The 25,500-nt window shown below is 65.5% G+C and carries 17 protein-coding genes and 1 tRNA gene; 12 read left to right on the plus strand and 6 right to left on the minus strand.

The genetic code is table 11. From position 1 onward, the window contains the following. Positions 1-3: 3 nt before the first annotated feature. A complete protein-coding gene (locus AUR_RS16420) occupies positions 4-1,833 on the plus strand; it encodes an ABC-F family ATP-binding cassette domain-containing protein (protein ID WP_062095742.1) in 1,830 nt (609 codons plus the stop codon). A gap of 53 nt (positions 1,834-1,886) precedes the next feature. Here the strand turns inward: AUR_RS16420 and AUR_RS16425 are convergent, their stop codons facing one another. Next, on the minus strand, positions 1,887-2,303 hold the full coding sequence (locus AUR_RS16425; protein WP_062095744.1) for a VOC family protein: 417 nt from the start codon (positions 2,301-2,303) through the stop codon (positions 1,887-1,889). Positions 2,304-2,460: 157 nt separating this feature from the next. Then, positions 2,461-3,060 carry a TetR/AcrR family transcriptional regulator gene (locus AUR_RS16430; RefSeq protein ID WP_031216219.1) on the minus strand — a complete coding sequence of 200 codons (600 nt, stop codon included), beginning with the start codon at positions 3,058-3,060 and terminating at the stop codon, positions 2,461-2,463. A gap of 287 nt (positions 3,061-3,347) precedes the next feature. Here AUR_RS16430 and AUR_RS16435 point away from each other — a divergent pair. The 10 genes from AUR_RS16435 (at position 3,348) to sufU (ending at position 17,979) form a co-directional block, all read left to right on the plus strand. Continuing rightward, a tRNA-Gln gene (locus tag AUR_RS16435) sits at positions 3,348-3,419 on the plus strand. Positions 3,420-3,540: 121 nt separating this feature from the next. Beyond that, positions 3,541-5,040 (plus strand): bifunctional UDP-N-acetylglucosamine diphosphorylase/glucosamine-1-phosphate N-acetyltransferase GlmU, encoded by a 1,500-nt coding sequence (gene glmU / locus AUR_RS16440; protein ID WP_062099085.1) that lies wholly within the window; start codon positions 3,541-3,543, stop codon positions 5,038-5,040. A gap of 2 nt (positions 5,041-5,042) precedes the next feature. Further along, positions 5,043-6,023 carry a ribose-phosphate diphosphokinase gene (locus AUR_RS16445; protein WP_021471459.1) on the plus strand — a complete coding sequence of 327 codons (981 nt, stop codon included), beginning with the start codon at positions 5,043-5,045 and terminating at the stop codon, positions 6,021-6,023. Between the two features lie 294 nt (positions 6,024-6,317). Next, positions 6,318-6,920 (plus strand): 50S ribosomal protein L25/general stress protein Ctc, encoded by a 603-nt coding sequence (locus tag AUR_RS16450; protein ID WP_021471458.1) that lies wholly within the window; start codon positions 6,318-6,320, stop codon positions 6,918-6,920. A 115-nt stretch (positions 6,921-7,035) separates the two neighbouring features. After that, the gene (gene pth, locus AUR_RS16455; RefSeq protein ID WP_062095746.1) at positions 7,036-7,620 is read left to right on the plus strand and encodes an aminoacyl-tRNA hydrolase; all 585 of its coding nucleotides are present in this window, start codon (positions 7,036-7,038) and stop codon (positions 7,618-7,620) included. Positions 7,621-7,747: 127 nt separating this feature from the next. Further along, positions 7,748-10,486, plus strand: coding sequence for a helix-turn-helix transcriptional regulator (locus tag AUR_RS16460; RefSeq protein ID WP_031216216.1), 2,739 nt, complete (start codon positions 7,748-7,750; stop codon positions 10,484-10,486). 41 nt (positions 10,487-10,527) lie between these two features. Beyond that, the gene (locus AUR_RS16465) at positions 10,528-13,188 is read left to right on the plus strand and encodes an AAA family ATPase (RefSeq protein ID WP_062095752.1); all 2,661 of its coding nucleotides are present in this window, start codon (positions 10,528-10,530) and stop codon (positions 13,186-13,188) included. A gap of 469 nt (positions 13,189-13,657) precedes the next feature. Continuing rightward, positions 13,658-16,081, plus strand: coding sequence for an ATP-binding protein (locus tag AUR_RS16470; protein WP_062095754.1), 2,424 nt, complete (start codon positions 13,658-13,660; stop codon positions 16,079-16,081). Between the two features lie 79 nt (positions 16,082-16,160). Next, entirely contained in the window at positions 16,161-17,486 is a 1,326-nt protein-coding gene (locus tag AUR_RS16475) for a cysteine desulfurase (RefSeq protein ID WP_062095756.1), read from the plus strand. Positions 17,487-17,523: 37 nt separating this feature from the next. Beyond that, complete coding sequence (gene sufU / locus AUR_RS16480) at positions 17,524-17,979, plus strand: Fe-S cluster assembly sulfur transfer protein SufU (RefSeq protein WP_062095758.1); 456 nt, start codon at positions 17,524-17,526, stop codon at positions 17,977-17,979. Here the strand turns inward: sufU and nhaA are convergent. The 4 genes from nhaA to AUR_RS16500 all read right to left on the minus strand — a co-directional run bounded on the left by nhaA (position 17,976) and on the right by AUR_RS16500 (position 21,833). After that, a complete protein-coding gene (gene nhaA, locus AUR_RS16485; protein WP_021471451.1) occupies positions 17,976-19,268 on the minus strand; it encodes a Na+/H+ antiporter NhaA in 1,293 nt (430 codons plus the stop codon). The genes sufU and nhaA overlap by 4 nt on opposite strands. Before the next feature lie 156 nt (positions 19,269-19,424). Beyond that, the gene (locus AUR_RS16490; protein ID WP_021471450.1) at positions 19,425-19,646 is read right to left on the minus strand and encodes an SCO4848 family membrane protein; all 222 of its coding nucleotides are present in this window, start codon (positions 19,644-19,646) and stop codon (positions 19,425-19,427) included. A 1-nt stretch (position 19,647) separates the two neighbouring features. After that, positions 19,648-20,145, minus strand: coding sequence for a DUF2505 domain-containing protein (locus AUR_RS16495; protein ID WP_021471449.1), 498 nt, complete (start codon positions 20,143-20,145; stop codon positions 19,648-19,650). Positions 20,146-20,195: 50 nt separating this feature from the next. Beyond that, entirely contained in the window at positions 20,196-21,833 is a 1,638-nt protein-coding gene (locus tag AUR_RS16500) for an SDR family oxidoreductase (RefSeq protein WP_062095761.1), read from the minus strand. A gap of 41 nt (positions 21,834-21,874) precedes the next feature. On the opposite strand from AUR_RS16500, the gene mfd reads away from it, so the two are divergent. Continuing rightward, complete coding sequence (gene mfd / locus AUR_RS16505) at positions 21,875-25,498, plus strand: transcription-repair coupling factor (protein ID WP_062095763.1); 3,624 nt, start codon at positions 21,875-21,877, stop codon at positions 25,496-25,498. Positions 25,499-25,500 lie beyond the last annotated feature (2 nt).

The following is a 25,500-nucleotide window of genomic DNA, read 5'->3' on the forward strand; positions in this document are numbered from 1 at the left end:
CCATTGGCCCACCTGCTTGGCGGCGAAAACCTCTCTGTCACCTATGGCACCCGCACCGTGCTCGACGGCGTCACCCTCGGTTTGGAGGATGGCGACCGGATTGGCATGGTCGGCCGTAACGGCGACGGAAAGTCCACCCTCATGCGGCTGCTTGCGCTGCGATCCACTCCGGACTCGAGCCGGGTCACCAAACGCAACGACGTCACTGTGGGCTACCTGGACCAAAGCGACGTGCTCGACGGCGACCTGACGGTGGGTGCCGCGATCGTCGGCGACCAAGCGGACCACGAATGGGCTGCGAACCCGAAGATCCGGGAAATCATGGGCGGCCTCGTAGGTGACGTTGACTGGCACGCCAACGTGCACTCGCTCTCCGGTGGCCAGAAGCGGCGGGTGGCACTGGCCAAGCTCCTGATCGGCGACCACGACGTCATCATGCTGGACGAACCGACCAACCACCTCGACGTCGAAGGCGTTGCCTGGCTGGCGCGGCACCTCAAGTCACGCTGGCGCGCCAACCAAGGCGCGTTCCTGGTGGTCACCCACGACCGCTGGTTCCTCGACGAGGTCTGCAACTACACCTGGGAAGTCCACGACGCCATGGTGGACATGTTCGACGGCGGGTACGCCGCCTACGTCCTGGCGCGCGCCGAGCGCGACCGCATGGCCGCCGTCGTCGAGAATAAGCGCCAGCAACTGGTCAAGAAGGAACTCGCCTGGCTGAGGCGTGGCGCACCGGCCCGGACCTCCAAGCCCAAGTTCCGCATCGAAGCCGCCAACGAGCTCATCTCCGACGTCCCCGAACCCCGCGACTCCGTGGCGCTGAGCAAGATGGCCACCGCCCGGCTGGGCAAGGACGTGCTGGACCTTGAGAACATCACCCTCGATTTTGAGGGAGGCGAATCCGGGCAGAAGCTGTTCAACAACATCACGCTGCGGTTGGCGCCGGGGGAGCGCCTGGGGCTGGTGGGGGTCAACGGCGCCGGCAAGTCCACGCTGCTGCGGCTCCTGAACGGCGACATCCAACCAACGTCGGGTCGGCTCAAGCGCGGTAAGACCGTGGTCACGGCTGTCCTTACACAGGACGTGAAGGAACTTGACGAGGTCTCGGACCTCCGTGTCATTGAGGTTATTGAACGCGAGAAGCGCTCGTTCAGCGTTGGCGGCAAGGAGTTCACGGCCGGGCAACTGGTGGAGCAGTTGGGCTTCACCAAGGAAAAGCAGTGGACGCCGGTCTCCGACCTGTCCGGTGGTGAGCGCCGCCGCCTCCAACTCCTGCGCCTGCTGGTGGGGGAGCCCAACGTCCTCATGCTGGACGAGCCCACCAACGACCTCGACACCGACACCCTGGCCGCCGTGGAAGACGTCCTGGACGGCTGGCCCGGAACGCTGGTGGTTGTCAGCCACGACCGGTACCTGCTGGAGCGCGTCACCGACCACCAAATGGCCTTGCTCGGTGACGGGAAGCTCCGTGGGCTGCCCGGCGGCGTGGACCAGTACCTCGAACTGCGCGAAGCCGCCCTGGCTTCCGGGTCCCTTGCCGGTTCCACCGCACCTACCGCCGGTTCTGCGGGAGGTTCGGCTCCGACGTCGGCGGATGGACCCAGCGAGGCCGAAAAACGCGAAGCGCGGAAGGACCTCAACAGGATCGACCGTCAGCTCGGAAAGTTGGCCCAGCAGGAGGAGAAGCTCCACGCCCAGATGGCAGCCAAGTCCGAATCCGGCAACTTCGACGCCCTCGGGGAACTCAACGCCAAGCTGCAGGAACTGCTCGAGGAGAAGGAAGGCCTGGAGCTCGAGTGGCTCGAAGCCGCTGAAGTCCTAGGGGAGTAAGCCCGCCCCAGCAACGCTCTATCACGTCCCGTCGGTTTGCGGGGGTTGCTCTTTCACGTCCCGTCGGTTTGTGGGGCCGGTTCGTACCCCAGGAGCCAGTGCAGGCCGTAGCGGTCTATCACCTGACCATCAGATGCGCCCCACGGCTTCGGGCCCAAGGGATCGACTACCTTGCCGCCGTCGGCGAGTTTGTCGAACCACTGGTGGAGAACCGCCGGGGCAGCTGTGCCAAGGAGCGAGAGCATGAGGCCCTCCATGCGGACGCTTGGCCCACCCTCCGAGGCGTCGGCTCCAGCAAGGCTCACTGGTCCGTCGAGGACGCCGTGTGCGATTGCGTCTGCCGGTCCGTCAACGCGTCCAAATTCCTCATAGGAGTAGAGGGCAAGAGTGCCGCCGAAGACTCCCACGTAGAAGGTAAGAGCCTCGCGCGCAGTGCCGGGGAAGAGGGCGTAAATCTGCAGTGCAGTCATTCCGGGATCCTATCCGCCGTGATAGAGGAATGCCCGTAGGCGGCCGGGATGTGATAGAGGAACGCCCGTAGGCGGCCGGGATGTGATAGAGGAACGCCCGTAGGCGGCCGGGATGTGATAGAGGAACGCCCGTCAGCGGCCGGGAAGTGATAGAGGATCAAGGGGCGGAGCGGAGGGCGGGCTCCTTTTGGAGGCCGGTCAGGCCGTTCCACGCCAGGTTCACCAGGTGTGCCGCCACGGCCCTCTTGTCCGGCTGCCGGCTGTCCAGCCACCATTGGCCCGTCATCGCCACCATGCCCACGAGCATTTGCGCGTACATGGCACCGTCCGCGGCGCTGAAACCGCGGCGGGCGAACTCGTCGGACAGCAGGTGTTCCACCCTGGCGGTGACATGCGAGAGCAGGGTGGAGAAGGCACCTTCGGGTTGCGACGGCGGTGCGTCACGCATGAGGATCCGGAAACCGTCGGTGCGTTCCTCGATGTAGCCCAGCAGTGCCAAGGCCGCCCGCTCCACCAGGACGCGGGGCTTGGCCTCGGTGCTGAGGGCCTCGGTGATGGAGTCCAGCAGGATCCGGAATTCCGCATCGACCACCTGCCGGTAGAGGCCCTCCTTGGAACCGAAGTGCTCGTAGATGACCGGTTTGGAAACCCCGGCAGTCGCCGCGATTTCCTCGATGGTGGTGCCGTCCAGCCCGCGGGTAGCGAATAGTGACCGGCCAATCCCGATGAGCTGCTCGCGACGTTGTTGGCCGGTCATCCTGGCACGGACCGTGGTGCCGCCGGAGGCGTGTTCCGAGGGCCCGCGGGACGGGATTGACCGGGAAAATTCAGTGCGCTTGCTCACTTGTCCATCATGCACCACCGGCGGTATTCGAGCCGGACAGGACCGCTGATACCGTGCCGAACGGGCATTTCCGGGCCGGTCCGTGCCGGTCAAGTCGCGAAGCACGCAAAGGTCATGGCAAACTAGTTTCTTGTGTGTGCATCCCGGTTAGCCGGGAAGGCTTCCAAGCCTCAGGACTTGGGCTCGCCGGGCATGCACGGTCCGCTCTGGTGTAACGGCAGCACCCCGGCCTTTGGAGCCGTGGAGTATAGGTTCGAATCCTATGGGCGGAACGGTCGGAATGCGCTCCACTCTGTACCTGGAACGGCTCGAGCGGTGTCTGGGTCCAAGGCTTGGATGGCAGTATTCCGAAGCCGGGTCATCCGGGACAAACCGAGCAAGGAGAGCCAGTACGTGAGCCCCGAAACCACCGGTCCCGCAGCGGTCATCGTCCTGGCCGCAGGTGCCGGAACGCGAATGAAGTCGCGGACTCCCAAGATTCTCCACGAAATCGGCGGTCGTTCCATGGTTGGCCACGCCATCCTCGCCGCCCGTTCGCTTAACCCGCAGAGGCTTGCCCTTGTGGTCCGCCACGAGCGTGACCGCGTGGCGGGGCACATCTCAACGCAGGACCCCGAGGCCCTGATCGTGGACCAGGACGACGTTCCCGGCACGGGACGCGCCGTGGAAGTGGCGCTGAAGGCCCTCGATGCCCAGGGCGACGTCACCGGCACCGTGGTTGTCACCTACGGCGATGTTCCCCTGCTCACGGGTGAATTGTTGGGTGAACTGGTCTCCACCCACGAATCCCAGGGCAACGCAGTGACGGTCCTGACCGCGGTCCTGGACGACGCCACCGGCTACGGCCGGATCCTTCGTGCCGAAGACGGAACCGTGCTGGGTATCCGCGAGCACAAGGATGCGTCGGAGGAAGAACGCAGCATCCGCGAGATCAACTCCGGCATTTACGCCTTCGATGCCGCCGTCCTTCGCACCTCCCTGGAAAGCGTCACCACGGACAACGCCCAGGGTGAGATGTACCTGACCGACGTCCTTGGCCTGGCGCGCGACGCCGGTGGCCGGGTTGCCGCCGTCGTCACCAATGACCGCTGGCAGGTTGAAGGCGCCAACGACCGCATCCAGTTGTCCGCGCTGGGCGCCGAGCACAACCGCCGCATCATCGAATCCTGGATGCGCGCCGGAGTGACGGTAGTGGACCCTGCGACCACCTGGATCGATTCCACCGTGACCCTGGACGAGGACGTCAGGCTGCTGCCCAATACGCAACTGCACGGTTCCACCACCGTGGCGAGGGACGCCGTCGTCGGTCCTGACACGACGCTCACCGACGTGCACGTGGGTGAGGGCGCCAAGGTTGTCCGCACGCACGGATCCGGTTCCACCATCGGCGCCAAGGCAAGCGTTGGACCGTTCACCTACCTTCGCCCCGGCACGGTCCTTGGCGAGACGGGCAAGATCGGCGCCTTCTATGAGACAAAGAACGTCACCATTGGCCGCGGCTCCAAGCTGTCCCACCTCGGGTACGCCGGTGACGCCGAAATCGGCGAGGACACCAACATTGGTTGCGGCAACATCACAGCCAATTACGACGGCGAGAAAAAGCACCGTACGGTGATCGGCTCGGGCGTCCGCACGGGTTCGAACACGGTCTTCGTGGCCCCGGTGACCGTAGGTGACGGCGCCTACAGCGGTGCCGGCGCCGTGATCCGCAAGGACGTGCCCGCAGGTGCCCTTGCCCTCAACGTCGCCGCCCAGCGGAACGCCGAAGGCTGGGTCCTGGCCAACCGTGAAGGCTCCGTCTCCGCCCGCCTTGCCGAAGCGGCACTGGAACCGCGGCTGGCTGCCGCCCCCACATCTTCACCATCCCCGGCAACCACAGAAGAAGGCAAATAGGAATGAGCGAAATTACCGCACACGGCGAGAAGAAACTGGTTCTCGCCTCCGGACGGGCGCATCCGGAGCTGGCGCAGGAAATCGCAAAGGAACTGGAAACCGAACTCCTTCCGGTGGACGCGTACGACTTCGCCAACGGGGAAATCTATGTGCGGTCGGCCGAGAGCGTTCGTGGTACGGATGCGTTCGTTATCCAGGCGCACCCGGCACCGCTGAACAACTGGCTGATGGAGCAGTTGATCATGATCGACTCCCTCAAGCGCGCCTCTGCCAAGCGCATTACGGTGGTTTCGCCGTTCTACCCCTACTCCCGCCAGGACAAGAAGGGCCGTGGCCGCGAGCCCATCTCCGCCCGCCTGGTTGCTGATCTCTACAAGACGGCCGGCGCTGACCGCATCATGTCGGTGGACCTGCACACCTCGCAGATCCAGGGCTTCTTCGACGGCCCCGTTGACCACTTGATGGCCATTCCGCTCCTGGCCGACTACATCCGCACCAAGGTGGAAGCTGACAACATCACTGTCGTTTCGCCTGACACCGGCCGCGTCCGCGTTGCCGAACAGTGGGCCGAACGCCTTGGCGGCGCCCCCTTGGCTTTCGTGCACAAGAGCCGCGACCTGACCGTGCCCAACCAGGCCGTGTCCAAGACCGTCGTGGGCCAGGTCGAAGGCCGCACCTGCGTCCTGATCGACGACATGATCGATACCGGTGGAACCATTTCCGGCGCCGTCCAGGTCCTGAAGAACGCCGGGGCCAAGGACGTCATCATCGCATGCACGCACGCCGTGTTCTCCGATCCCGCAGCCCAGCGCCTGGCCGAGTCGGGTGCGCGTGAAGTGGTGGTCACCAACACCCTGCCGATTCCGGCCGAGAAGCGCTTCCCGCAGCTGACGGTGCTGTCCATCGCACCGCTGATTGCCCGCGCCATCCGTGAAGTGTTCGACGACGGTTCGGTCACCAGCCTCTTTGACGGCAAGGCGTAACGCCGGACTGCTGTACGTAGACGGGCCATCGGCCACCCCAGCGGCGGCCGATGGCCCGTTTTCATTTTTGCCCGGCACCGCTGGTAAACTTTCGGGGATACCTTGGCGAGGGAGAGCACCCCTGGTTTCACAACCGGGAAAGTGTCTCCGTCATCGACTGGGTCTGTAACCTCCTTCGACGAAGGCGGGCCGGCGCTCAAGCCCGGGCCCGCGGGCGTGGAAGGTCACTCCAGACCTCCGCCCTTGCTGATCACCACGCCGCCTCAGCGGCACACCAGTAATCAAGGAGTACACATGTCTGAGCAGAAGCTCGCAGCAGAACTGCGCACCGAATTCGGCAAGGGCTACGCCCGCCGTGCCCGCGTCGCAGGCCGCATCCCCGCAGTCATCTACGGCCACGGTGCCGAGCCGGTCCACGTAACCCTCCCGGGCCGCGAGACCACCTTGGCAGTCCGCGTTGCCAACGCCCTGCTGAACCTGGACATCAACGGTGAAGCCCACCTGACGATCGTCAAGGACATCCAGCGCAACGCGATCAAGCAGACCATCGAGCACATGGACCTCCTGACCGTCCGCCAGGGCGAGAAGGTCACCGTGGACGTTCCCGTTCACGTAACCGGTGAAGTTGCTCCGGGCGCCGTTGCCAACCAGGAAGCCGTCACCATCTCCGTTGAGGCCGAGGCAACCCACCTGCCGACCGCCCTCGAGGTTGACATCGAAGGCCGCGAAGCCGGCGCGCACGTCCACGCTTCCGACGTCGTGCTCCCCAAGGGCGTCAGCCTGCTGACCGAAGCCGACACCCTGGTGGTCAACATCTCCGAGGCCACCGCTTCCGCGGCCGGCGAAGAAGCTGCTGAAGGCGAAGAGGCTCCTGCAGCCGAAGAAGCCGCTGAGTAGTCTTCTGACTGCCTGAGGCTGTTATTGCCTTGAGAGTGGCCGGGTCCCATGGGGGTCCGGCCACTTTCCTTTGTCGCCTGACCTGCACCTTCTTCCATTCCCTAGGATTGAATCCATGACTGACACCTGGCTCATTGTTGGCCTCGGCAACCCCGGCAGCGAATACAGCGGCAACCGCCACAACGTGGGCCAGATGGTGCTGGATGAACTCGCATCCCGGATCGGCGGCAAGTTCAAGGTCCACAAATCCCGCGCCCAAGTGGTGGAGGGCCGTATGGGCATCGGCGGCCCGCGCGTGGTCCTTGCCAAGCCGATGACATACATGAATGTTTCCGGCGGGCCTGTCTCCGCGTTGGCCAAGTTTTTCGATGTGGCTCCGGACCACGTGATCGCCGTCCACGATGAGATCGACATCCCGTTCAACACGGTGAAACTGAAGATCGGTGGCGGGGAAGGCGGCCACAACGGTCTTCGCGACATTACCAAGGCCCTCGCCACCAAGGATTACCTCCGGGTCCGCGTGGGCGTGGGACGTCCTCCGGGGCGCATGGATACAGCCGACTTCGTGCTCCGTGACTTCGCCACCCCGGAGAAGAAGGACTTGCCGTTCCTGCTCGATGAGGCGGCTGATGCCGTGGAGCTCCTTATCACTGAGGGCTTGTTGTCCGCCCAACAAAAACACCACGCCGCGCGATCTTGAGCAAATCTTGAGGAAAGCCTGATCAAAGCCTTACGGTCGATGGGACCCTTGGCCCTATAAAGTGTCGCGCCCCGGCGGTAGTGTGCATGGTACGCAGGTGCACGGGGGAACTGAGCGAGGGGTGCGGGTGTCGGCGGAGTTGCTTAACAGGAACCGGGGAGGCGCGGCCAGGGCTGCGGCTCCCGATCTTGTTGGCGGACCATCCGACCGTCAAACGTGGTCCCTCCTGGCCAGGAGCCATGACTTGGCGAGGGCCGGCAAGCACCTTGAAGCTCCGGACTCCTACGGCGTGATACTCACCGGAGACCGGGGCATCGGAAAATCCGGACTGGCCCGCGCCGTGGTTGCTTCCCTCGGCCCGAAGATCCACAGCCTGCAGTTGCGCAACACTTTGGCCGGCGGACAAACCCCGTACGGGTGCCTCGGCTTTCTCCTGGCCCGCCTCCCTTCGGAAGCAGTGAGTACTCCCACCGGGATCCTGCACTCGGTGACGTCCCTGATCCGGGCGGAAGCGGCGGGACGCCAGACGGTGTTCATCGTGGATAACGCCGGAGGCATGGACCCCATGAGCACCGGCGTGCTGCTCAATCTCATGGCCACTGGAACGGCCAAGGTCATTGCCACCGTGCAACGCGCCAGTGACCTCCCTGCAGATTTCCATCGCCTGGTCCTGGAGGGCCAGTTGGGCGAGGTCCATCTGAACACTTTGACGGAGGAACAGACCAAGCAAGTGCTCGGCTCCGTGCTGGGACATTACGTGTCGTCCACACTGGTCGGCTCGCTGCACTCGGCCGTGGGCGGCAACCCGATGCTGCTGCACGCCCTGCTGGATGAACAGCGGCACTCCGGCAACCTGGTCCTCAATGACTCGGTGTGGACGTTGCGCGACCGGATCAAGCTCGAAGGTGCCACGGTGGTGGAGGACTTTGTCCGTTCCAGGCTGGCGCGCGAACCACAAACCAACCGGACCGTCATTGAAATCCTGGCGTGTGCGCAGCGCGCAACCCTGGTGGACCTCGCAGCGATTTTCAGCACCGAGACCCTGGTGGAGATGGAGGAATCCGGTTTCCTGACAATCGACCGCGCCGGCGAGCACTGGGTGTCGCTCCGTGATCCGTACCTCGGCGAAGTGGTCCGCGGTTGGCTCAGCACCAGGCGCCGGAGGGAACTGTGGTTGATGCTGCTGGGGCCAAAGGAACCCGAACTCGAGGGCCTGGCATCGCAGGACCTGTTGAGCTACGCGGCGTGGATGCATGCCTGCGAGGATGAGCCGTCGCCGTCGCCTGCCCACGCGCTTGCCGCGGGTCGGGCAGCCTTGGACGATTACGATCCCAACTTCGCCATCCAGTGCACCCTCTCCCTGGACCCGAAGGACCCTGAATGGGTGCCGGGGCAACGGGTGAAAGCAGCCGCATACCTGATGCTCGATTTGCCGCTGCATGCCGCGCAAGCCCTCGATGAGGTCACTGAGGACCAGTTGGCAGCATTGGAACCCGTTGAATTCGCGGAAATCATGGCGGCCAAGTGTCAGGCGATGACGTGGATCGACGGCCGCTCCGGTATGGTTCCCGGCGTCATTGCGGAGGCCAACGCTGCCCTGGATGACATGGAGGCCAGGGCCGGGCACGGAGCGCGTGCCTTCCGCCTTGCCAGAAACCGCATGCGCTTGTGCAACTACGAGTACCAGACCTACATGGGAGAGTACGCACGGATCATCGAGGACCTGGAAGCGGAGCTGCAGCAGGACCCGGACTTCGACCGGGAGCACTGGCTGCGGTCCGGGTTCTTCCTGATCGAAGCCCGCTGCATCCTGGGCCGGGAGCTGGAAGCCCAGCAACTGGCCCGCAGCATGTCCCAGGCTCTGCGTGAGGCAGGGAGCCCCGCGCCGTTGGAGGAGGCCCTGGCCCGGCATGCGTTCCTGGCCCTGTTGTTGTCCGGCCAGTGGCGTAAGTGCATCGAGCTCATGCGCCGCGCCCCGTCCAAGCCCTCCCGCCTCCAGTTCCGTGGCGCCATCACTGAGCTGGGCATCGGCCTGGCCTACGCCTATGCAGGAAAGCCCTCCAGCGCCATTGAACCGCTGCGCTCCGCGGCTGCCCAACTCGAGCTTCGCCCGGCCATGAACCTGGTTAAGGTCGCCTACGCCGCCACGGCCTTCGCCTACGCACAACTGGGCAACTCCTTGGAAGCCGGACGCTACCTGGACCTGTACCGGACTTGCCGGGGGACGGGCACGTACTTCTCGGAATCCGTGGCCGGTTTCTGCGCGGACATGGCCGGCCGCTGGATGGGTGACCCCGACGTCAAGCAGCGGCTCCTGGCGAAGGTCCGCGAGGACTTCGACAACCAGCGGTTTACGACCGCGGGGATCTGCCTTTTCGGCGCGACGGTCGAAGGTACGGACGCCGAATACCGCCTGCTGGAGGACATCGCCGGACACCGCCAGGGTCCCCTGGCCGAAATCTCCGGACAACTGGCCAGGGGCTCCCTGGGCCGCAGCTCCAAAGCCCTTTTGGCCGCCGCCGATGCCGCGGCAGCGCTGGACCTGCTGGTGGTGGAGGCCCGGTGCGTCGCCATGGCCCTGGACTTCGCCCGCGACGCCGGCGAGACCACCACGGCCAGGACGGCCCAGCTCCGCCTGGAACGGCTCGAACAATCCGTGTCGGCCCTGCCGATCCAACCTCGCAGTGACGCGCCGGTGTTGACCGAGCGCGAACGGCAAATCGCCAAACTCGCTGGAAAGGGTGTCAGCAACCGTGAAATCGCGATGGATATTGGGGTGTCTGTGCGCACAGTGGAAGGCCACCTCTACCAGGTGTTTACCAAGCTCGGGGTGTCGTCGCGGGGTGAGCTCAATGGTCTCCTCTGAGCAGGCATACCCGGTGACGGACTACTCGGTGAGATTCGCCGATGCAGGCTGAGTACCTGGTGGGCCGGGAAGCAGAGTTGGACCTGGCCACGGAAATTTTGACACAGGAAGGCGCGGGGGCAGTACTGCTCATCGCTGACCCGGGCATCGGCAAGACGGCCATGGCGGCAGAGCTTGCCTCCCGCCTGTCCGGCGAAATGGTGGTGATGCACGTCCACGGCAGTCCTGCATTGTCCGCTGTTCCGTTCGGGGTGCTGGCGCCGTACCTGCTGGACCTGCCGGTAGACCAAGCCACCTCTCCCGTGGCCATCTTGCGGGAGTTCTGGTCCCAGTTCGAAAAAAGGCGGGGCAGCGAAGGCAACCGCCTGTTGCTGGTGGTTGACGACGCCCACGATCTGGATGAGGGGAGCACGCAGATCCTCGCTGAGTTGGTGACGGCGGGTTGGGCCAGGTTGGTGGCTACGAGCCGCCCGAGGCCCGGGCTCCCGCCCGCACTGCTCCAGCTCTGGTACGACGGCTTGGCCGAACGCCTGGAGCTGCACCCCTTGGAGCGGGAAACCGTCACGGAACTGGCAGAGAAGATGCTGGGCGGAACCGTCATGGCCAGCACCGCCGACGTCCTGCACACGGTCTCCGAGGGCAACCCGCTCCTGCTCCGTTCCTTGGTGGAGGATGCCAAGGCTGACGGGAACCTCGTCAGGCGCAACGGAGTCTGGTTCCTGACCCGCGCCCTGACCGGTAGCGGCGAAGGGTTGGCAGAGGTTGTCCGGAACAAAGTCCTCCGGACCAGCGAGGCAGAACGCGAAGCGATGTTCGTGGTGGCGTTGTCCGAGCCGGTCCCGGCGGCCGTGCTGGATTCACTGGTCGGCAGGGAGACCGTCCGCTCGTTAATGGACAACCGGCTGGTCCTGTCCACGAACGGCATCGGAAGTCCCCTGAAGATGTGGCACCCGATGTACGGGGAAGCCCTGCGCCAGATCGTGTCCCCGGCGCGCAGCCTCCAGATACGCCAGCGGATGGTCCACCACCTGGCCGCGGAACCGGCCACCGCTGAGGGTTTGCTGCGGATGGTGAGCTGGGCGCTGGACTGCGGTGCCGACGTCGAGGACGAACAGCTCCTGCAGGCCGCTTTCCTTGCAGCGAAACTGCTGCAAAACCAGCTGGCCATGGCGGCGGCCGCGAAAGTGCGTTCAGAGGTGCTGCGCCCCCGGGCCCGCGTGGTCATGGCAATGGTCAGCTATAACGACGGCGACTACCGCGCCGCCGTCCGGCTGCTCGAGGAAGACTCGGGTTTCCTGGACGCAGATCCGTCCGGTCCTTTGGGAGCAGGCCTCCTGTGGGCGGCCGCCCGATCTGCACTGGGCGACTCGTCGGCTGATATTGCCGCTGACGCCCGGGCCGCGGCCGAGGGCCTGGCTGCGCGGCACAGCGCGGATCCGGCTAAGGTGGCCGAGATCCGCCGCCACGCAGACGCCTTGGAACTTGCGGCCTTGGCCCACTCGGGCCTTTATGCGGAACTGCGCGAAGGGCTGGAAAAGTTCGAGGCCGGCATGGCGGCCGATGAGCCTGACTTCGTCATGAACCAACTCTTCCTGCTTGCCATGACGTGCGAGCTCCTCATGGTAGAGGGCCAGGCGGTCCAGGCCTTGGACAAGGGGCGGGACGCCCTGGTGCTCCTGGACGAACACAAGGATGATCTCCTCTACTTCAGTGATTTCATCGTGGTCCGGTACGCGCTGGCAGCCCTGGAAGCCGGGGAATGGCCGGCCGCGGAATCTGCGCTGGACCGTTACGCGGCAAGTTCTGCCATGGGACTGATCATCTTTGGTGGAGACATCCAGACGCTCCAAGGCTTGTCCCTGCTGCGTCAAGGCCGGCTGGAGCAGGCCGCTGCGGTGCTGACGCCTGCTGTGGAAGCCCTCAAGGTCAGGGACCCCCAGCGGTTGCGGCGACTGGGCGTTGCGGTGGCCTTCTATGCGGCGGCGCGGACGGGCGACAAGGATCTGGCCAGGCGCCTGGCCGGAGAAGTGGACACGGCCGCGGCCGGCGGAGCCTACATCGAAGCCCTGGCTGAACTGTTCGTACTGGCCGCCAAAGAACACCTGGACAGGGGCACGGGGCTGGAAAAGCTGCGCGAGCTGCCGGAGTCATCCGCCCTGCACCGGTTGCCCGGAGTCCTCCTGCAGAATGTCGTCCTCCGTGCCGAGCTCGGCGACCTTCCCGCCATGGAGGTCATCCGGGATACCGCTTCGCCCATGGGTGGATCGTGGGCCAACGGCTGGGAGTCCTTGGCGGTGGCCCAGCTCGGCGGTGCAGGGGACGGCTTCGTCAACGCCGGCAACCTCCTTGCCGCGGCAGGCATGCCCGGGCCGGCCGCTGTGGCATTCGATAAGGCGGCCAACGCCTTCGACGCCGAGGGCAAGCGTCCCGAAGCGCGGCAGGCGGCGGTGCTGCGTGATGCCAGTGAAGCCAACCTCGGCAGTGCCCTGGTCCATGACCCGCACACGGAAACCGACCGGTCCGTCCCGCTGACCCGCAGGGAACAGGACATTGTAGCCCTCGCTGTTTCCGGACTCACTGACCGGCAAATCGCAGAGAAGCTCATGGTCTCGGTGCGTACGGTGGAGGGTCACCTCTACCGCAGCTACGCAAAACTGGGCATCCGGCGTCGTGAAGATCTGGGTGCTGCGGTCCGCAGCTGAAGGCGCGTTCCGAGTACCGTCCAAACCCTGTGGGGACCACTGGCCCGCGCCACTCAGCGGATTTAACCAATGAATGGAGTAATACCTGCTTGCGGTGCGCCGGGACCAAGTAGTGCACCCCGAAAGGACTGAGTACAAAGGAGTACCCGGGCCCGCAAACAGCGTAGGGAATCGAGTACCAACTACTGGTGATCCGGTTTCGGCCAGACGGTTAACTGTTTCTTGGAAGGACGGTTAGCCCCAAGCATCGCCGGAATTCCAGTCGCAACAGTCGCATCGGTGGTCTCTTTGAGCCGGTGCTCCGGCCGTCGCAAGACGGTCCGGCCCTGGACGAAGCCGGCGGCGACAGAGTCTTCTGAGACCGAGACTCTCCCCCCAGCCGTCGCCGGCTTCTAGGCCAGGGATCCGCGCTCGCGGAAACTCAACCTTCTCCCCGAACAAGGGACTTTTGCTGCTTATTGGAGTGCGCATGTTGCCGGACCCTTGGCTGGACGAAGACACCGTCGCAGCAGGGTTGGGGCCATCGGCACTTCCGGACCGCCGGCAGCTCCTGGAACTCATCGTCGGAGCCATAGCGTCACCGTCAACCAACGGCATAGTGGTGGTGGGGGACAAAGGCTCAGGCAAGAGCCACCTGCTGCTCTCCATCCAGGCCGGATTGCCCGAATCGATGGATGTCCGAACATTTGCAGGCACGCCTGAACTTGAAGCCGTACCTTTTGGAGCCCTGACATCGCGCGCTGAAGCTGCGGGGGAGTACTCCGGTCTTCCGGGGCTGCATGTTTTCCGGGCGCTCACCGCAGCCCTCGGTCCTGCCGACTATTTGTATACGCCCGCGCCGCGCCGCCGCGGCCGGAAAAGCATGACGGCGCAGCGGCGTCCTCCGCTGGTGCTGTTGGTGGACGACATCCATCACGTCGACCCGGACTCGTTGGCTGTATTGCTGCAGTTGATGCCCGGGTTCGGTGCCACCTTGGTGGCTACCGCGGACAGCAGGAGGCCCTTGCCGCAGGACCTCTACCAGCTATGGGAAGACGGCTTCCTTGAGCAGTATCTCCTGCCGCCCTTCACCTTCCAGGAAGCCCAGGCGCTGTGCGAGGACCTCCTGGGCGGACGGATGCAGCGCCGGGTCAGCAGCGTCTTTGCGGTCATCAGCGGTTTCAACGTGGGTCTGTTGTGCCTTGCCGTCGAGGACGCCCGGCGAGCGGAGTTGCTGGTGCATCGGCGCGGATTCTGGACCCTGGACCCGCGTGCCCGCTGCCGGTGGCCGGGCGTGGTGGAACACGTGGCGGCAGAAAATGCCCTCTGCCCGCCCGAGGAACGCCAGGCGTTGGAGGTCATCGCGCTGGGGGAGCCGGTGGCACTGGAGACCGTGGAACGCAGCTTCGGGCAGCGGACCATGGACGACCTGCTTGCGGCAAACCGGATCCGGCTGATCCCCGGCAGCCCGCCCATGGTCCGGACCAGTTCCTGGCTTTGGGGCGAGGGCACCCGGCTGTCCGTTCCGCGTTCGCGCAGCACGGCCCTCCGGATCGGCGTCGAGGGTCCCAAGCTGACCAAGGAGTCCGCTCCGGCGATGCTGCGCTGGATGACCTGGACACTGGACTCCGGGCTGAGCTTGTCCGATGAACTGATCCTGTCTGCTGCGCCTGCCGCGGACAGTCCGTCCACCGCAGAGCTGGCCCTCCGCGCCGCCGCAGCCGTCAAAGAACCCGGGAATGTGCCTGAAGCCAAGCTCTTGAGGGCCCGGGCCCTCATTGCCGAAGGCCAACTGCAGGCGGCCACACCCGAACTGCGGGCACTGGCCACCGCGGATCGGCAGCCGGGTGTGAGGTCCGCGGCGGCCAACCGGCTGGCGGCCTTGAGCCTCATGGGCGCGGCCCCGGTGCCGGCAGCTGCTGATGTCTCCGAACCGGCAACGACCATCCTCGACGCCGTCCGGGAGTCCGGACAGTTGCTCAAGGCAGGAAACGCCCCGGAAGCCCTGGCGAGGTCGACGGCGGCCGTCCTGGCCATCGGTGCAGACCCGGATGCGGAAATCTTCCGGCCGGGTGTCCTGCTCCGTCACGCCATGTGCCTGCGCCACAACCTCGCGTGGGCGCTCTTGGAAACGGTGCTGCACACACGGGCGAGCTATGCCATGCCCGCCCATCTGGCCGGCTGTCTTGAGGTTGCCCGGGGCTATGCACAGTTGAGCCAGGGACTTCCCTGCGCTGCCCGCCGGACGCTGGAACCGGTGGTTGCCGACATGGCCGATGCCGGCCTGCCGTTGGTCGTGGCTCTCGGCGCAGCCATGCTGGCATTCTGTGAAGCACAGGACGGCGCCGGGCGGGAAGCACAGTCCAGCATCGTCCAAAGCGAGGCGGCCTTGGCCGAAGCGGGTCCGGGGGCAGCCGCCACGGACTCCGGGTTGTTGCGTGAGTACTGTGCACTCTTCATCGCCGCGGCCCAGGACTACGTGGCTGGTCCAGGTGCCCTGCTTGCCCTCGCAGGGAAATTCCAGGCGACGAACTCCATGATCGCGGCCGAGGCCCTCTCCCTCCTTGCGCTGAAGGCCGGTTCCGCCGTCGTCGACGATCTGCCGCTGTTGAACCGCCTTGGCGGGCTTGCCGAAAACCTGGAGGGCGCGGGCGGGGTCTCCATGCGGACTTTTGTGCAGGCCTGGTGCGACGGGGAGCCCAGGGCCCTGGAGGCCGCGGCCCGCAGCCTGTCCGGGAACAGGCAGTTCGCCCATGCTGTGCTCTGCTGCGCCGCAGCGGCGGACAGGTATGAAGCGCGCTCACGCGGCGCAGCGAGCCGCCGGTCGTCGCTGATGGCGGAGCGGCTGCGTGCGGTGATCGACAGCGGGAATGTTCCCCCGCTTGGCTGGCTTCCGGGACCGGCGGGGCGCTGACGTGCCCGAAAGCACATCAACGGTTGAGGCCACCCGTGGGATAATTGAGTGTCCCTGAAGGCTTTCCAAGGAGTCACCCTTGACCGTCGTATCAACTCCCGCATCGCTGCAGCAGTCCGTGCAAGCCATGGACAACGCCGAGGTGTTGAGGATCCGGAACGACTTCCCTGTCCTGAACCAGCAGGTCAACGGCAAGCCACTGATCTACCTGGATTCCGGCGCAACCTCGCAAAATCCGTTGAGCGTGATCGAAGCCGAGCAGGAATTCTACGAACAGCGCAACGCGGCAGTGCACCGCGGCGCCCACCATTTGGCCGTCGAAGCCACGGAGGCGTTCGAGGACGCACGGCAGACCGTGGCGGACTTCATCGGTGCCCGTTACGAAGAGACGGTCTGGACCTCCAACGCCACCGAAGGCCTGAACCTCATCAGCTATGCGCTGTCCAACGCTGCACTGTGGGCCGCCCAGGGGCGCGGTAGTTCGGCCTTGAAGGACCTCGCCATTGGTCCGGGGGACCAGATCGTGGTGACGGAAATGGAGCACCACGCCAACCTGATCCCGTGGCAGGAGCTGGCATTCCGCACCGGTGCCACCCTCAAGTACATCCCCGTCACTGACGAAGGAACGCTGCGGCTGGATGCCGCGGCGGAAATCGTGGGGGAGCGGACCCGCGTGCTGGCCTTCACGCACGCCTCCAACGTCCTGGGCACCATCAACCCCGTGCGTGAACTGGTCGCCCTTGCCCGCCGTGCCGGCTCGCTGGTGGTCCTCGACGCCTGCCAGTCCGTGCCGCACATGCCTATCAACGTCAAGGACCTGGACGTTGACTTTGCGGTGTTCTCAGGCCACAAGATGCTGGCACCCACCGGCGTGGGGGTGCTCTACGGCAAGCAGGAGCTCCTGGATGTGCTCCCGCCGTTCCTGACGGGTGGTTCCATGATCACCACGGTCACCATGGACCGGGCAGAATACTTGCCGGCACCGCAGCGCTTCGAGGCCGGCACCCAACGGATTTCCCAGGCAGTCGCCCTCGCTGCGGCCGTGAACTACCTGTCCGAAACGGGCATCGACCGCATCCACGCGTGGGAGGCCCAGTTGGGCGAGCGGCTGGTCAAGGGCCTGGAATCCATCGACGGAGTCAGGGTGGTGGGCCCGGCCTCCGGTTCCGAACGCATCGGCCTGGCCGCGTTCGACGTCGCCGGCGTGCACGCGCACGACGTCGGACAGTTCCTTGATGACCGCGGCATCGCCGTCCGCGTGGGGCACCACTGCGCGCAGCCGCTGCACCGCAGGCTCGGCCTCACCGCCACCACGCGGGCCAGCACCTACCTCTACAACACTACCGACGACGTCGACGCTTTCCTCGATGCCGTATCCGGCGTGCGGGCCTACTTCCAGGCCTGATACCGGTCCTTCAACCTTCGACGAACAGGCAAGCACCATGAGTCTCGACCAGTTGTACCAGCAGATCATCCTGGACCACTCCAAGCAGCGCCACGGCAGCGGCCTGGCCCGGACCGCCGCACCCGAAGGCGCAGCAACAGGGCAATCACACCAGCTCAATCCGGTGTGCGGTGACGAGGTCACCCTGCGCCTTGCCGTAGCCGATGGCACGGTGCAGCAAGTGAGCTGGGACGGTGCCGGCTGCTCCATCTCCATGGCCTCGGCCTCGGTGTTGAGCGAACTGGCGGAAGGGCTGTCCGTGGAGGAGTTGCACGAGGTCATCGACAACTTCCGCGAGGTCCTCCGGTCCCGGGGCAAGGTCCAGGCGGACCCGGAGATCCTTGGGGACGCCGCAGCTTTTGAAGGCGTGTCCCGCTACGCGGCCCGCGTCAAGTGCGCCATGATTTCCTGGGTGGCGGCCGAGGACGCCCTCAACCAGGCCACAACAGCCTAGCCGCGGGCGAAGACGTCCGGTACGCCGTCGCCGTCGTCATCCCGTGCTTCTTCCGCCGCCACCAGACGGTAGCGCCGGTTGCGGGCCTTGAGCACTATCGCGGCAAGCAGTGCCGAGATCAGCGAACCTGCCAGGATGGCCACCTTGGCGTGGTCGTTGTGGGCGGACCCGGACCCAAAACTCAGCTCGCCGATCAGCAGCGACACCGTGAAGCCGATGCCGGCGAGGAGCGCCAGGCCGAAGAGGTCGATCCATGAAATGCTGGGATCCAGGCTGGCCCGCGTCGTCTTGGTGACCAGGAACGTGGTACCGAAGACGCCGACTGCCTTGCCGATGACCAGCGCCGCGATGACTCCCACTGCCACAGGATCCTGCAGCGCAGCGGCCATCCCGTCAAAGCCTCCCAACGCAACGCCCGCGGAGAAGAAAGCGAACACGGGGACAGCGAAGCCTGCCGAGAAGGGACGAAGGCGGTGTTCGAAGCTTTCGGCCAGTCCCTCCGCCGGTTCCCCTTTCTTTCCGCTCGCGGCCACCGGCACGGCGAAGCCGAGGATCACCCCGGCAACCGTGGCGTGAATACCGGAGGCGTGCACGAAGCCCCACGTGGCGAAGGCCAGCGGGAGCAGCAGGTACCAGCTGCGGACCCGCTTCTGGACGAGGAAGGTGAACAGCGCCAAAGGGACGAGTGCGGCCAACAGCATGAGCGGTTGCAGCCCGGTTGAGTAGAAGAAGGCGATGATGCCGATGGCGATCAGGTCGTCCACCACGGCGAGCGTCAACAGGAAGGTCCGCAGGGCTGCCGGAAGGTGGGTGTTGATCACAGCCAGCACGGCCAGGGCGAAAGCGATGTCCGTGGCGGTGGGAATGGCCCAGCCTTTGAGGGTTTCCCCGGCAGAGCCCAGGTTCACCAGCACGTAGATCAGTGCCGGTATGACCACCCCGCCAAAGGCTGCGGCGACGGGAACAACTGCTTTGGCGGGAGAACGCAGCTCTCCAGCCACGAATTCCCTTTTGAGTTCAAGGCCGGCGAGGAAGAAGAAAACGGCCAGCAAGCCATCGGACGCCCAATGGCCGAGGCTGAGCTTCAGGTGCCAGGGCTCGTAGCCGATGGTGAAGTCCCGGAGGGCGAAGTAGGCATCGGCTGCGGGGGAGTTGGCCCAGAGCAGTGCGATGACTGTGGCGATGAGGAGGAGTGCTCCGCCCACGGTTTCCGCGCGAAGGATTGCGAGGATCCGGCGGTACTCGGGGTAGGTGGAGCGGGTGAAGATCGTGGGCGAGCGGTCAGCCACAGGGGCTCCTTGTCCGGTTCGGGGTATTCGGGGTATCACAATGACTCCGCCGACCAGACTTCCCGGCACACCAACGTCCATCCTACCCAACTGGGTCGCAGTAGTGCGCGTTTAGAGACGTCATAACGCGCTTAACTGCGACCCAGTTGGGGGAAATTAGGGGAGCAAAACCGCGACGCCGATCGCCGCCGTCGCGAGGCCCAGCACCATGGAGATGGTCACCAGGACCACGTGCACGGTCAGGAACCGGGTCGCCTTGCCCGACGCGTCCCGCGCACGCGGATCCTTCATCACGCGTTTGAGGAACTGCGGCCACACAACCAGTGACCAAACGCCCGCGACGATCAGGACAACCGCCAGGATTGCGGGAAGTTCCACGCTAGTGGCTTTCTAGCCAGGCCTGGGCCTGCTGGGACTGGATGTTCAGGGCCTTGCCGACCATCGGTTCCGCGGCGTCGGCGATCTTGCCGCCGAGGAACGGAACCGAGGACTTCACGTTGCCCTCCAGCTCGATCCGGGTGCTGCCGCCTTCAGCCACCAGGCGCTGGACAGCGGTGACATCCAGGGGCGCACCGGCCACCTTCAAGGCGATGGTGCTGGCGCGGGATCCGTCAGCTGCCGGGGCCTCCCACTGCTCGGTCTGGGTGACCGTGAGGCTCTCGCCGACGAACTTGCGGGCGATGTCCGGCAGTCGCGTCGTGGGCAGCGTGCGGACGGTGGTGGTGCTGAACGCGCCGGCGGTGTCACCGTCGATCGTGAACGATTCCAAGGAGCCGCCCACCAGTTCGCTCGTGTGACGCAGGAAGTCCTCGTCGACGAATACAGCGGCGACGCGGTCAACGCTATGCGGCAGGGTGGTGGATGCGCTCAGGGCCATGGGTCCTCCGTGGATGTGGTGGTGTTGAAGCTCTTTTAGCTCCCAACATCCTACGGGGTGTCGCTGGCCGCGCCCGAACCGGCCCCGGCTGCACCCTGCTCGCGGGATGCTTCCTGCAGGGCCGTGGCAGCCGCGGAAATGTTCCGCGCCATGGACGGGAAGATCACCCCGTGGAACGGGTAAACGCCCAGCCAATACAACCGTCCTGCCAAGCCGCGCGGGAAGAAAATGGCGCGCTGGCGATACAGGCTGCCGTCGCCGTCGGGCTCTACCGCCAACTCGAGCCACGCGCGCCCGGGCGCCCGCATCTCCGCCCGCAGGCGCAGCAGGTGGCCACGGTCAATGGCCTCCACCCGCCACCAATCCACCACCTCGCCACTATTGAGAGTTTTAGGATGGCGCCGCCCGCGCAGCAGGCCGGCCCCGCCCTGCAGTTTGTCCATCCAGCCGCGGATACGCCAGGCCAAAGGCAACGAGTACCAGCCGTTCTTGCCGCCGATGCCTTCGATGATGGTCCACACATGCTCCGGCCGGGCGGGACTGTGGAACTTCCGTTCGTCCACGTACACCTTGTACCCGGCCCAGTCGGGGTCGCTCGGGAGGGGATCGGAGTCCACGCCGGCGTTGGCCCACGTGGTCTCCACCTGCCCGTCGCGTTCCTTGCCCAGCGCCAGGGCAACAGCGCGGCGGTACGGGGTCAGGCCGCCGTCGGGCAGGGGGATGTAACGGTCGACGTCGTGCTCCCGCGACACAGCGTCGTGCTGCAGTGACTGCACCAGCGGAAAGGACATGGACAGCGGAATCGGTGTCACCAGGGCAACCCATAGCCCGGCCAGCTTCGGCGCGGGAACCGGCAGGGCAATGACCAGCCGCCGGGGGAGGCCACGCTCCACGGCGTACTGGTTCATCATGTCCTTGTACTTCAGGACGTCGCGGGAACCGATGTCGAAGGTTCGGTTGAGCTTGTCCGGAAGGGTGGCAGCCGCAACAAGGTAGTGGAGCACGTCCCGGACCGCGATCGCCTCGATCCGGTTATTAACCCAACTGGGCGCCGGCATGACGGGAAGCGTGTCAGCCAAATGACGGATCATTTCGAAGGACGCGGAGCCCGAGCCGATCACCACGCCCGCTTGGAACACGATGGAATCAACCCCGGACTCCAGGAACACCCGGCCCACCTTCTCCCTGGACCGCATGTGGGTTGAAAGCAGCGCATTGTCAGGATGGAGCCCGCCGAGGTAGACGATCCTGGATACCTTGGCGGCGGACGCGGCAGCTGCCACCAGGCGGGCCATCGCTTCTTCCTTCGCCTCGTAGCCGCCGCCCGATGCCATGGAATGGACCAGGTAATACAGCACGTCCACGCCTTCCATGGCCTTCGCTGCGGTGTCCTGGTTGTCCAGCGAATCCTGGATGATGTCCACGTCGCCGTGCCACGGGACGTCAGCGATCTTCTGCGGGGAGCGGACCAGCACTTTCACCCGGTGGCCGGCCTCGAGCAACCGCGGAACCAGGCGGCCGCCGATGTAGCCGGTGGCGCCCGTTACCAGGACGGTCTTGCGGGAAGGTTGCGGATCAGGCTGTTTTTCAAGCGGTTGCTGTTCAGGCGCTGGCTGCAAAGGAACTCCTGGGGCTGGAGGGAGGGGTAGGCTGGAATCAACCCGGCATTCATTCGAATTTCCGGGCATTTGTGTTGCCTGCCCTTGGACCCACCCTAGGAGTTTCAGCCATGAGCCTCAACGGCCTGCGCCGCGCACTGGCGGAAGACAAGACTTTTGCGCGCGTTCGAACAGAGGCTGGGCGGCCTTTCGAGTCCCGAAGCACCGACTATCAAATCAGCGCGCCCACCGGCATGCGGTCCGTCCTGCTCGCCGAAATGGCCGACGCCCTGGCCACCGGTGCCGCCGGTGATCCGGTGGTACTGGCCGTGACAGCCACCGGGCGCGAGGCCGAGGACCTCACCGCTGCGCTCGCCTCCTACCTGCCCGCCGACTCCGTTGCCACCTTCCCCAGCTGGGAAACCCTCCCGCACGAACGCCTCTCGCCCCGCTCTGACACGGTGGGACGCCGCCTGTCGGTCCTGCGCAGGCTCGCCCACCCGGAAAGTTCGACGGCGGCCCCGCTCCGGGTAGTGGTGGCACCCGTTCGCGCCGTGGTCCAGCCGATTGTGGCCGGCTTGGGCGACCTCGTCCCCGTCACCTTGAAGGTAGGGCAGGAGCGCTCCTTCACCGACGTGGTGAGGGCGCTGTCCGACGCGGCCTACGCCCGGGTGGACATGGTGACCCATCGCGGTGAATTTGCGGTGCGTGGCGGCATCCTGGACGTCTTCCCGCCCACGGAAGACCACCCCATCCGCGTGGAGTTCTTCGGCGACGAAATCGACCAGATGCGCTGGTTCGCCGTGGCCGACCAACGGTCGTTGTCCGCCCCGGGCATCCACCACCCCACGGAACTCCACGCCCCGCCGTGCCGCGAAATCCTCATCACCCCCGCGGTCATGTCCCGCGCGGCCAAACTGAAGGCGGACATGCCGGCCGCGGCCGACATGCTGGAGAAGATCGCCGGCGGCATTGCCGTGGAGGGCATGGAATCCCTGGCGCCCGTGCTGGTGGACGCCATGGTTCCTTTGGTGGACCAGCTGCCCGCAGGCTCCATGACGGTAGTCATTGAGCCGGAGAAGGTCCGTACCCGGGCCCACGACCTCGCGGCCACCAACGAGGAATTCCTGGAGGCTGCCTGGTCGACGGCGTCCGACGGCGGCGCCGCGCCTTTGGACTTGTTGTCCCGGGCGTCCACGGACCTGCATGCTGCAAGCTTCCGATCCCTCACCGACACCCGTACCGCAGCACTGGAACACGGCGTTTCCTGGTGGTCCATCACATCCCTTGCCTCCGACGAGGACCTGGTCCTGGACATCGACGTCCTCAACCTGCACGCCCGCGAACCGCGCGGATACCAAGGTGACGTGGCTGAAATGCTGGAGTTCATCGGCTCCCGCGTCCGCGACCAGTGGCGGATCGTGGTGGTCACGGACGGCCCGGGTCCGGCCCAGCGCCTGGCCGAACTGTTCCACGACGCCGAGATTCCGTGCAGCCGCGTGGACTCCCTGGACAAGGAACCGCAGCCCGGAATCATTGAGGTGACCTGTGCCGCCGTCGGACGCGGTTTTGTGCTGGACGGGCTCAAACTGGGCCTCCTCACGGAAGCCGATTTGCTGGGACGGGCGTCGGCAAGTTCCACGAAGGACATGCGGCGCATGCCGTCCAAGCGGCGCAATGCCGTGGACCCGCTGCAACTGCATGCCGGCGACTTCGTGGTCCATGAGCAGCACGGAATCGGCAAGTTCGTTGAGTTGATCCAGCGCAAGGTTGCCGGTACGTCGGCCTCCGATTCGGGCCTTCGGGAGTATTTGGTCCTGGAGTATGCCCCCTCCAAGCGCGGGGCTCCGGGGGACCGGTTGTTCGTTCCCACCGACCAGCTGGACCAGGTGACCCGCTATGTAGGCGGCGACGCTCCGGCCCTGAGCAAGATGGGCGGCGCCGACTGGGCCAGCACCAAGTCCAAGGCGCGCAAGGCCGTGAAGGAGATCGCCGGGGAGCTGATCCGCCTTTACTCGGCGCGCATGGCCAGCCGGGGGCACGCCTTCGCCCCGGACACCCCGTGGCAGCGCGAGCTTGAAGAAGCCTTCCCGTATGTGGAAACACCGGACCAGCTGACCACCATCAATGAGGTCAAAGCGGACATGGAACGCGAGATTCCCATGGACCGCCTGGTGTCCGGCGATGTTGGCTACGGAAAGACCGAAATCGCAGTCCGGGCCGCGTTCAAGGCCGTCCAGGACGGGAAGCAGGTGGCCGTCCTGGTGCCGACCACGCTCCTGGCACAACAGCATTATGAAACTTTCACGGAACGCTTCAGCGGGTTCCCCCTGCGCGTTAAGCCCCTGTCCCGCTTCCAGACCTCGAAGGAAGCCAAGGAAACCGCCGAGGGCGTCAAGAACGGTTCCGTGGACGTCGTAATCGGAACCCACCGGCTTCTGTCCAAGGATTTCGAGTTCAAGGACCTCGGCCTGGTAATCGTCGACGAAGAGCAGCGGTTTGGCGTGGAGCACAAGGAAGCGCTGAAGAAGATGCGCACCAATGTGGACGTCCTGGCCATGAGCGCCACGCCGATTCCGCGTACCCTGGAGATGTCCCTGACAGGCATCCGGGAGACCTCCACCTTGGCCACCTCGCCGGAAGAGCGCCACCCGGTGCTCACGTATGTTGGCCCGTACACGGACAAGCAGACCTCGGCTGCTATCCGCCGCGAGCTCATGCGTGAAGGACAGGTGTTCTTCGTGCACAACCGCGTCTCTTCCATTGAGCGTGTTGCGGCACAGATCCGCGAACTGGTTCCTGAGGCCCGCGTGGAAGTGGCCCACGGGCAAATGTCCGAGAGCCGCCTGGAAAAGATCATTGTGGACTTCTGGGAGAAACGCTTCGACGTGCTGGTGTGTACCACCATCATTGAGACCGGCCTGGACATTTCCAACGCCAATACCCTGATTGTGGACGGCGCGGACAAGTATGGCCTGTCCCAGCTCCACCAGCTCCGTGGCCGGGTGGGCCGTGGCCGCGAACGCGCCTACGCCTACTTCCTGTACCCCTCGGAAAAGCCGCTGGGTGAGGTGGCGTTGGAGCGCCTCAAGGCCGTGGCTGCCCACAACGAGCTGGGCGCCGGCATGCAGTTGGCCATGAAGGACCTCGAAATCCGCGGTGCCGGCAACCTCCTGGGCGGCGAGCAGTCCGGCCACATCCAGGGCGTGGGCTTCGACCTCTACATCCGCCTGGTGGGCGAAGCCGTGGCCGAGTACCGCGGAGACGCGGAGGAGAAGGCCGCGGAGATGAAGATCGAGCTTCCCGTCAATGCGCACTTGCCGCATGACTACGTGCCCGGAGAGCGGCTTCGCCTGGAGGCCTACCGCAAGTTGGCGGCCGCCGTCACCAACGAGGCCATCGAGGAAGTCCTGGCCGAACTCGTGGACCGGTACGGCGAGCCCCCGCTGCCCGTGCAAAACCTGATCGCCGTGGCGCGCTTCCGTGTGGGGGCCCGCGAAGCCGGCCTGTCCGACGTCGCGCTCCAGGGAAACTTCATCCGATTCTCGCCGGCGCAACTGCCCGAATCCAAGGTCATGCGCCTGAACCGCATGTACCCCGGTTCCCAGGTGAAGCCTGCGCTGGATGCCGTGTTGATCCCCAAACCCAAGACCGCCCGGATCGGCGGACGCGACCTGCAGGACGCCGAAATCCTGGAGTGGGCCAACAACGTCATCGAGGCGATCTTCGCCGATGTACCCGTGAAAGCCGGCTGACT

Source organism: Paenarthrobacter ureafaciens, from assembly GCF_004028095.1.
GTDB lineage: Bacteria > Actinomycetota > Actinomycetes > Actinomycetales > Micrococcaceae > Arthrobacter > Arthrobacter ureafaciens.

Coding starts and splice junctions, on each gene's coding strand:
- AUR_RS16425 (WP_062095744.1), bottom strand. CDS start 2,303: ATGACTGCACTGCAGATTTACGCCCTCTTCCCCGGCACTGCGCGCGAG.
- AUR_RS16430 (WP_031216219.1), bottom strand. CDS start 3,060: ATGACCGGCCAACAACGTCGCGAGCAGCTCATCGGGATTGGCCGGTCA.
- AUR_RS16445 (WP_021471459.1), top strand. CDS start 5,043: ATGAGCGAAATTACCGCACACGGCGAGAAGAAACTGGTTCTCGCCTCC.
- AUR_RS16450 (WP_021471458.1), top strand. CDS start 6,318: ATGTCTGAGCAGAAGCTCGCAGCAGAACTGCGCACCGAATTCGGCAAG.
- pth (WP_062095746.1), top strand. CDS start 7,036: ATGACTGACACCTGGCTCATTGTTGGCCTCGGCAACCCCGGCAGCGAA.
- AUR_RS16465 (WP_062095752.1), top strand. CDS start 10,528: ATGCAGGCTGAGTACCTGGTGGGCCGGGAAGCAGAGTTGGACCTGGCC.
- AUR_RS16470 (WP_062095754.1), top strand. CDS start 13,658: ATGTTGCCGGACCCTTGGCTGGACGAAGACACCGTCGCAGCAGGGTTG.
- sufU (WP_062095758.1), top strand. CDS start 17,524: ATGAGTCTCGACCAGTTGTACCAGCAGATCATCCTGGACCACTCCAAG.
- AUR_RS16495 (WP_021471449.1), bottom strand. CDS start 20,145: ATGGCCCTGAGCGCATCCACCACCCTGCCGCATAGCGTTGACCGCGTC.
- AUR_RS16500 (WP_062095761.1), bottom strand. CDS start 21,833: ATGCCCGGAAATTCGAATGAATGCCGGGTTGATTCCAGCCTACCCCTC.
- mfd (WP_062095763.1), top strand. CDS start 21,875: ATGAGCCTCAACGGCCTGCGCCGCGCACTGGCGGAAGACAAGACTTTT.